Here is a 9,155-nt window from a genome sequence, read left to right as displayed (position 1 = left end):
GCTGCGCTGGATCGCCTTTTTGCGTGCCTGGTTGCAGGTGGTGCGGGAGCGTTCCTCAACGTGCTCAAGCACTATGCGGCTCGCAAACATGGCAATGGAGGTTTGACAGGGGTTTTTCAGGGACGACTAATTCAACCAGTTGCGGAATTGTATTCCACTTGACCACCCGTTTGCATTGCCACTGGCCAGTCATTTGCATTCGACGTGACCAAGCGTTGCACGAGAATTGACCGGCGCACTGCATGCCCTCGACCGGCTGGAGTCTACCCGAAGCAGGCCTTCCTTAAGGGCTGTTACATCCCCCCTAAAACTACGTGGGCGAAAGATCCGACTCCACTAAATTTGTTTGCTGGTCTTTGCGTCGTATTCGCCGTTATATAGGCTATCAAAAGTGAGGAAAAGTCGGTTGTTAACCCGTTCAATCCAATCTACCGTGTCCTGAAGATCACTACTTGAAGCATCGATCCGCTGGAGCCAAAGCCTGAAAGGCTTGATGGTAAATTTCACAATTGGGGCCACGAATCTTATATCGGCTGGGTGGTACTCAGTGAAGGCCGAAAACGTGCCATCGTCATTTCTCACCAAGCCCCAATCCATAGATTCATTCCAAGAGCCATGAATTGATTCGGACATCATGCCGTAGGTGGCGGGATACAGATCATCGTGTTCGATTTCAGCGAAAATGTCGCGGAAACTTTTGCCTTGTAGACGCCATCTATTTTTTTTCTGCTCAGCAAAATCGTGTTTTGTTAACCCTTCAAAATCCATTTTCTCTACGACTGCGGCAAGCAAACGCTTACCGGCTTTGGTGTGGAAGAACGGGGAACCTTCCTCCAGCTCTCTGAGAAGTCTAAGCCGATCTTTGTAAGAGCATTTGCGGTAGTCAGCAATCACTGCATCACCATTCAGCATTAGATAGCTAGCGAGAGTTGTCGCTTCGATGAGGGGACGCTCAAAAATTGCGATCACCTCAGCATTGTCCTGCTCGTGGTACTTAACACATTCCTTGAGCAGCTTGGATATTCGGACCAAAAGTCCAAGGATAGGAGCGTCGTTAATCGAATACCCTGTGGGGTTGCGCTGGATATTACGCACCCTCGTGAGCGCATCATAAATTTCTGCGACATCTTTGAAAAACGTGTTCGAAAATGCGTGCAGCCCTTCCAAAGAGCTGAAATGATGCTCGATGTAGGATGGCTGGTATTTGTCGGTAATTAGGGAAAATTCCAGCATGCGGAGGTCACCATATAAGACTTAGACAATTATACTGCTTGGCTCGGTCGCCGTTACGAGCTTCAGGTACCACACGTGAAGGGTGCTTACAGATCTTTTGAGCACTGCCCGACTCTGGTCAGCTCTAAAGTTCTCTTTCAGCTTGGCAGTGTTCGGAACAAGTCAACGGTCGCTGCGTTCGGTCGCGCGGTGCAGATCGTCTCGGACGAGTTTTTGGTGATCATAGGCGATCATGAGAGCTGCGTCCTCGATTGGCAGCACACGGGCTACAGGCGCTGATTCACTGGTAGGCCGTCTCGAGAAGATCGACGCGCTAGAATGTCATTTAAGGTAGAACCGCCTACGGTGACAAATCTTATGAAGTCAAGAATCGGCCCAAACGGGGTGCATCTTTTCGATCGCGTTTCAGGCCTGAATGTCCTGCTAGACGAGTTGCGCCCGAAAGAGGCGATTTGGTCAACGTCCCCCCGCCAGGTATCCATTGCTCTAACAAATGTTTGCGACCTTCACTGCGCGTACTGCTACGCGCCGAAGCACAAGGCGTCCCTGCATACTGACCAGGTGCTCGGCTGGTTGAAGGAACTTGATACTGAGGGGTGCCTCGGCATCGGATTTGGCGGCGGCGAACCCACGCTGCATCCTGATTTCGTCGACATATGCAAACGAGTTGCAGGTGAGACTCAGCTCGCGGTCACATTCACGACTCATGGTCATCGCCTGACGCCACAGCTAGTCGAGCACCTCAAGGGCTCGGTCCATTTCGCACGCATTAGCGTTGATGGGGTAGGTCGCACCTACGAACAACAGCGCGGGAAGAAGTTCGCCAGCCTGCTCCGAGGAATGGAGTCGATTGCGACCTTGTCGCCATTTGGGATCAACGTCGTGGTCAACGAGCGTACGGTCGTAGAACTTGACGCGATGAGCGAGCTCGCGCAAAAGGTTGGAGCTAGCGAATTGCTGTTGCTTCCTCAGCAAGCAACCACCGCGGTTGCAAGCATGGATGGAGTCGTTGGCCGAGCACTTCATGACTGGGTCTCCAGCTACAGAGGCAAGGTGCGCCTTGCGGTCAGTGAGGCAGGTGCGTCAGGACTGCCTACGTGCGACCCTCTCCCCGATGAGCGAGGCCTTCAGGCCTATGCGCACATAGATGCGTCCGGCATGCTTCGTGCGAGTTCTTACTCGCCCGCCTGCGTTAAAATTGAAAACTCCGGCGTTCTGTCGGCGCTTAAACGACTCAGAAATACCTTCGAGATCAACCGGGAGACTCAGTCATGAAGATTTGGAACGGATACGGGTCTGAGCATTCGATGAACCTGGTTCTCATCGGAAAGTTCAAGCGAGCGCAAGACGCCGAGAAGGTCGAGAGAGACATTGACAGGCTCAGCGCTCAGGCGTTTGAAGACGACGGCGACTCCATCCCTTTTGCTGAACCTGAGAATCAGAGATTTTCAGATGACATGCTTTCGTTGCTGGTAAGCCTAAACGTCCACTCCTTAGCACCAATTGAGCTCGGACAGCTGGTATCAGATTATCGCCTAAAGCGTGAAGACGTTCGAATCACAGTAACGACCGATGAGGCTGACGTATCCGCATTCATGAAACTCTTCATTGAAGCCGGGGCGAAGGTCGAGGTTTTCTCAGCGCACGACTACCCGGCCGATTCAGACGACGCCATCTGACAAGGAAAACGCAGATGCCTGAAGTAAATTGGGATGTATTCAGCAAGCTACCCGGTGCGGCAGACGAAAACTTCGAGAAGCTTTGCCGCGCTCTGGTGCGTCGACACTACGGACGTTTCGGTCGCTTCAAGCAACTCGCAAACCAACCTGGTGTGGAGTTCCACCTCCAGTTGGCGGAGTCTTGCGATCTTGGGGAACCACCACGCTGGGTTGGTTGGCAATGCAAATGGTATGAGCTGACAAACGGGCAAGACTTGGGAGCCTCACGCCGCAGGATAATCGTCGAAGGCATCGAGAAGACGCGCAAACACGTCCCGGGTGTGACCGACTGGAAACTTTGGACACGCCACACCCTGACGAAGGGGGATCAAGAGTGGTTCTTCGCGCTTGAGAAAGACAGCTTCCCTGAGTTGAAGTTGGAGCTGCTGACGGCAACGGACATCGAAGACCTTCTTGTCGGGCCTGAAGCAATATTTCGAGAGACATACTTCGGCGAGCTTGTTCTGACGCCTCCGCTACTTGCTGAGCAGCACAAGCTCGCTGCGGCTCCATTCAAGCGCCGATACCAACCAGAAGTTCATGTTGTCGTTGAAGCCGAGGAGAAGATATTCAGGCATATGGGCGCCCAAAGTGCGTGGGAATCGCTGGATAAGCTCTCAAGTGCTCTGCAGAGGAACTGCACGGAAATTGCTTCGCTAACGCTTCAACTCAAAACTGAACTCAAGGCCGAAGTAGGCTCGCTCTTGGTTCGAGCCAGCGAATCGGCAGGCCTGCTAGATGACCTGCACACAGCGCTTGGCAATGGCGACTTCGACACTGTACAACAGATGCTGGCTGCGAATCCGCCTCAACCAGTGCGCTACGACAGGCTACTCTCGAAGCTGCGTGGAGCCCGTTCAGGCGGAGCACCGTTAGCCGCAAATTTGGTCGCGGACATCCATGCGCTTTCCTCGGAGCTGCTCAGCCTGGAGCGGTCGATCGGTGTTCGAGCCGTGGCCGTTCTTGCAGCTGCGGGCGAGGGAAAATCCGAGCTTGCCGTCAAGGTGACTCAGCCAGATGGAGATCTCCCCGGCGGTGTCTTGTTACTGGGCAAGAATCTTCATGCAGGCCAGCGGCTTGACGATCTTGTGTCTGCCTTCAAGATTGCTGGTAGGCCGGTGGAGAGCTTCGACCGACTGGTTGAGGCCATTGATGCGGCGGGCCAGCGCGCAGGCAAGCGCATCCCCATTGTCATTGACGGTCTGAATGAGGCAGAAGACCCAAGAAACTGGAGGGATGAACTTGCCAGAGCGGAACAGCTTCTGGAGGACTTTCCGTACGTTCTATTGGTTGTCACTCTACGCAATGAGTTCGCGCAGATCTGCCTGCCGGAGGACTTTCCTCAAGTTGAGCACAACGGATTCCAAGAAGCCCCGACGACGGCCATCGACAAGTACTTCGAGTACTACAAGATCGACGCCACCGATGCGGATCTGCCAATCGAGTTCTTGCAGCACCCGTTGACGCTGAGAATCTTCTGCGAGGTGGCGAACCCTCGGCACCAGCACATTGTCGGGGTGGAGGCGTTGCCCAATTCGCTGGCAAGCCTGTTCGAAGCGCACTTCAACAAAGTTGCCGAACGAGTTGCTGAGCTTTCAGCGGCAGCGAATCGCATGTATCAGGATGAGGTGCAAGATGCGCTGCAGACTATTGCGGGTCTCCTCTGGGAGGGCAACGCTAGAAGCGTCGAGTTCCAAGCTGCTCGGACGGCAGTTCGAGACGTGGGCCGTTGGGACGCCAGCGTCATTCGCGCACTGGAGTCAGAAGGCGTCCTCGTTCGAACGACTTCTTCAGAAGGTGGCCAAGGAATTGCGTTTTCATACGACCTGATGGCTGGACATATGATGGCGCGCCACCTGCTTGCCAGGCCGGCCTTAGCGCAGTGGCTGCAAAGCGATGAAGGACGCACGCAGTTCCAATTCCGTGAGCCTGGAGCGCATACTTTCGCCTATGACGTGTTCCAGGCTCTAGTTAGCCAATATCCGCAACACTCTGGCAGGCGCCAACTTTGGCAAGACATGTCGGACGAGAATCTCGTTATGAGTGCTCTGTCGTTGACGGCGCAATCAGACCCAAGGCAAATAGGGCGAGAAACGGTAGAACGGTTCGCGCGCGCAATGCAGGAGTCGAAGCAGTTCGCATGGAGAGCCTTCAAGAGACTTCGGAGTACCAGGGCAGCGCGAGCGCATCCGTATGATGTGGATTTCTTGCATAGCGTGCTCTTGGCCATGCCCAACACGCAGCGCGATCTTTTCTGGACGGAGTGGGTTCGCGAGACGTCTGAGGAAATTGAAAACGATTTAAAATTCCTGTCGACCAGATGGAAGTCGGGTGACCTAGACGAGCGCGAGATTCGGCGGGCACGCTGGGTGATGTGGACGCTGACATCTACGTCCAGAAGCCTTCGGGACGTGGCCACCAAGACCTTGTACGAGTTCGCCGCCAAGCGGCCTACAGAGTTTTTCCGACTGGCAGTGGAGGCAATTACCGTTTCGGACCCATACGTCCCCGAGCGGATGTTCGCCGCAGCCTACGGTACGGCTCTGACCACTTGGTCGGACATGAATGCTGTGGAGATGCGTGAGGCACTGCCGAGAGCCGCTCGCGAGATTTATCAGGCGATGTTCGCGCCTGGCGCGACGCATCCTACCTCGCATGCTCTCTATCAGCAGTACTGTCTGGGAACCATTGCCATAGCGAGGGCGGTTGATCCGGCTTGCTTGTCTGAGGAGGAGGCAGCTCATCTCCTTCCACCGTTTGGCCATCTGCCCAGTCCGTTTGAGAACATGCAGCAGTACGACTTGGCGGTGATCGAACGAGCGAAGCGTGCGGCGATTCGAATGGACTTCGGCAACTACACGATCGGGAGACTGATTCCAGATCGCTCGAACTACGACGACAGCAACCCAGAGTACCAGCGGGTGCTGCCAGCAATCGTTTCGCGGATGCTGGTGCTTGGCTATGACCCCGAGCAGTTCGAAGCTGCTGATCGGCAAATGAACCCCGGCCCTCGTATGGGAAATGATAAGCACAAGGTCGACAGATACGGGAAGAAGTACGGCTGGATCGCTTACTTCGAGATGTGGGGTGTCCGGTACGCGCGGGGCCTCCTTGCCGAAGAGCGCAGTGCTCGTCCCTCAGATGCGGACATTGACCCGACGTTCCCGCTTGAGGCCGCGAGCATCGACCTGCCGCTTCCAGCCTTGTTCAGCGGTCAGCCTACGGATACTGGCGACTGGATAGTGAGAGGTCCGCAACCAGACTATCGTGGCATCCTAGAATTAGCGGAGATTGATGGCCTGACGGGGCCGTGGATCGTACTTGACGGGTTTCTCGAACAGAACGCCCCCGCTGATGACAGACAGGCCTTCACCTTCCTCCGAGGTGTGCTCGTGGACAGCGGAGAAGTCGACCGCCTGTGTACGTTGTTCACTGGCCTAGAGTACCCCGGCAATGACGCCATTCCGCGCGAGCCCAGCTACTACTACACCTATGCGGGTGAGATGCCTTTCTCTTCGATTCCGGGACTGCCTATCACTGATGAGCAAGAAGGCGACCGCGCCGAATACATCGTGTCCGCTGATAGGTGGTCAAACGATGGCATCGCGGTCGACATCCCAGTGCAGAGGTACAACTGGGAGAGCTACCACAGCGTGGTGAACCAGAACAGCGGTGCATGCCTGCCCTCTAAACAGCTCTGTCAGTCTTTGAGTCTCAGGTACTGCGACAACAAATGGGACCTGCACGATACTGCAGGCGTGGCGTCCCTGTACCGCGAAGTCGGCGAGTATGGCTCGCAGGTCAGTGGCTTTTTCAGCTATCTGCGCCGTGACCTTCTTGATAGCTACTTGACGCAGTCCGGCAAGGTGCTGGTATGGCTAATGTGGGGAGAGCGTGGCCTCCATCACCGGTCAGTAGAGGCGCAGAACTTGCACGAGTACTACGCGGACCACCAGAATATTCACAAGCGTACTCACATCTATCAGCCTGCTTCGAGCACTCAATCGTAGACCGAATCAGGAGTGGGGACGCCGCCACTCTTGTTTCACGTAGCCGCGCGAACAACAGGCTCTTTCACCGCTCGGTTTCCGGGGAATTCGAGAGAGCCGACTTTTTCAACAGAATCGGCCGATTTCTGCCGGTCAGGTTCGGCCAGCGGACTGGTCAAATCCGATGCAAACGACTGGTCAAGTCGAATGCAAATGGGTGTTCAAGTCCGTGCAATTACTCACAGTAAAGCGAAATGTCCATCCCGCTATGCTGCTGTGAGAGCCCGTTACTCGTCGGCCCGAATATCCTGAATCGGTAGCAGATCCATGACATCACAAAACAATGGCCGATGTTTCCAGTCATTCCTGTCGCCAATCACATAGAGGCGCCGCTTGGCGCGCGTCGCCGCCACGTTCAGCAGGTTTGGTTCCGAAACAGCCCAGTTGCGAGCGCCAGATCCTGCCGTGTTGCCCCCCAGTACGACTATGACGACCGATGCCTCTTTGCCTTGCATTGTGTGGATGGTGCCGGACACCATCTTGCCTGGGAGCATGCGCTTGAGGTTCTGCTGCACAGCCTTGAAAGGAGTGATGACCGAAATATCTTTCGCCTCTACGCCATCGCCATGTAGCCGCTTGAGCAGGTCTCGTAAGACTTGGCCTTCTGCAGGCACCCAATTTCCTTCGGAAGTGCCACTAATATGTATCCACCCTGTCGGCAGACTGGCGTGGGTTTCTTTGTCGGCGCGCGGCGCAATCGTTCCATACACCATCGCTCCGTCGTAGGCGATACGGTTGGCGAGTGCATACATGGGCCTGTCGCAGCGGCGATGCACGACCAGTGGCAACCCTACCCAAGTCTTGCCACCGGCAGGCCCAGCCATGCGCCCCCAAGGGGTGGCTTCATCAGCCAGTACCTGCGCAGATTTTTGGTTGGGAATCCAGTGCGCATCAACGCCGTAACGTGTACGCATGTGCTCCAGCACCGCATCGGAGACGGTGACGATGGGCTTGAGTTGCAGTGGGTCTCCCACCAGCAACGCACGTCGGGACCGCCACAGCGCGCCGACTGCTTGTTGCGGAGCGGCCTGACCTGCCTCATCCACGAGTAACCAGCCAATCTCACTGGCACCTAGCGAGCCAAACGAACGGGCGAACGATGCGAAGGTGCTGCTCAGCACCGGAACGACCATGAACAAAGATGCCCACGCGGAACGGATCGCATCGCGCGACAATCCTTGGAAGCGCGAGCCGGTCAACAGGCCATTGATCATGAACAAATTGGAGCGCAGTCTTGAAGCCTCAAGCTCGAAGAACGTCTGGTGGAGCTTCAGTGCCTGGATGAAAACCCGCGCCCGTGCCTTTCGCCAGCCTTCAATGCGCCAGGGCTCGGCCAGTTCAATGACATCCCCACGCCCGATAGCATTGTCTTTCAACCAAGCGAGCAGATGGTCAGCCTGATGAGTGGTTGCGAGTTCGTAGGCATCGCTCGTAAGCGTTTTGTCCTGCTGCTGCGATCCCTGAAGCACTCGACGCGCTTCAGCGATTTTCCCTTCCACCTGGACCTTATCGCCATCGAGTTGTTTAGTGAGACGCGTGATCCTCGCGAACTCAGCCTTAGCGATGTCATGCTGGCTTTCTAGCAGTTCCCGAGCGGTGCTCCATTCGCGTCGAGCATTTCCGAGACTGAATAAATTTGACCAGAAACCGGGTTTTTTTGGCAGCTTCTCAAGCGCGTCAATACACTTCTTGAGCGCCATATTGGCGGGGCCACCTTCCTCGTTATCCAAGCGCGAGAGTTTATTTGCTACCTCAATCAGTGACTGTTCGAATGCTCGGAGTTTTTCGGAGTCTTCGGCAATCGTCTTCCTGATTTTGAGGATGGCCAGAATCAGCTCACGAATTCGATTGGCGTCATTGCATGCTTTGCGTTCTTCCGCCTTGACCGCCTCGTAGTCAGACACAGCTTGTTGCCACAACGCTTGACGTTGCTCCGAGGAGCGGACTGCATTCGCCTCAGCACTCACTTTGAGCCAGCCCCGAAACCCCTTCGGGCCCTTCTCTTCCTCGGGTGGAGCATCTTCGCTCGGGTTCTACCCCGATATCACGGACGGTTGTAAAAGAGCTGCAACCTTCTGATCCTGCTTGGCCGCCCTTCGCCGCATCCTTGGGTTGTGGCGTCGCTCGATGTAGTCAAACACATCCGCTCTTGCTC

The 9,155-nt window shown here is 55.5% G+C and carries 5 protein-coding genes and 1 pseudogene; 3 read left to right on the top strand and 3 right to left on the bottom strand.

Annotation, left to right across the window (positions count from 1 at the left end):
- Positions 1-336: 336 nt before the first annotated feature.
- Positions 337-1,233: a DUF5677 domain-containing protein gene (locus tag F7R02_RS22810; RefSeq protein ID WP_078589613.1), complete on the bottom strand. Its 897-nt coding sequence runs from the start codon at positions 1,231-1,233 to the stop codon at positions 337-339.
- Between the two features lie 318 nt (positions 1,234-1,551).
- Between F7R02_RS22810 and F7R02_RS22805 the strand changes: the two genes are divergently transcribed.
- Genes F7R02_RS22805 through F7R02_RS22795 form a run of 3 tightly spaced genes read left to right on the top strand, consistent with a single transcriptional unit; the run spans position 1,552 to position 6,961 of the window.
- Entirely contained in the window at positions 1,552-2,508 is a 957-nt protein-coding gene (locus F7R02_RS22805; protein ID WP_338117387.1) for a radical SAM protein, read from the top strand.
- A gap of 32 nt (positions 2,509-2,540) precedes the next feature.
- Positions 2,541-2,912 carry a DUF6375 family protein gene (locus F7R02_RS22800; protein ID WP_201425999.1) on the top strand — a complete coding sequence of 124 codons (372 nt, stop codon included), beginning with the start codon at positions 2,541-2,543 and terminating at the stop codon, positions 2,910-2,912.
- Positions 2,913-2,926: 14 nt separating this feature from the next.
- Positions 2,927-6,961 carry an NACHT domain-containing protein gene (locus tag F7R02_RS22795; protein ID WP_078589616.1) on the top strand — a complete coding sequence of 1,345 codons (4,035 nt, stop codon included), beginning with the start codon at positions 2,927-2,929 and terminating at the stop codon, positions 6,959-6,961.
- Between the two features lie 266 nt (positions 6,962-7,227).
- On the opposite strand, the gene F7R02_RS22790 is transcribed toward F7R02_RS22795, so the two are convergent.
- Both F7R02_RS22790 and F7R02_RS22785 read right to left on the bottom strand, forming a co-directional pair.
- Positions 7,228-8,904 carry a DEAD/DEAH box helicase gene (locus F7R02_RS22790; RefSeq protein ID WP_235857293.1) on the bottom strand — a complete coding sequence of 559 codons (1,677 nt, stop codon included), beginning with the start codon at positions 8,902-8,904 and terminating at the stop codon, positions 7,228-7,230.
- 129 nt (positions 8,905-9,033) lie between these two features.
- Positions 9,034-9,155 (bottom strand): annotated as a pseudogene (locus F7R02_RS22785) (IS3 family transposase); the annotation flags it as partial.

Origin of the sequence: Xanthomonas cissicola (assembly GCF_008801575.1) — a bacterium.
In the GTDB taxonomy this organism is placed as follows: Bacteria; Pseudomonadota; Gammaproteobacteria; order Xanthomonadales; family Xanthomonadaceae; genus Xanthomonas; species Xanthomonas cissicola.
This window is presented reverse-complemented; position numbering and strand designations above follow the sequence as displayed.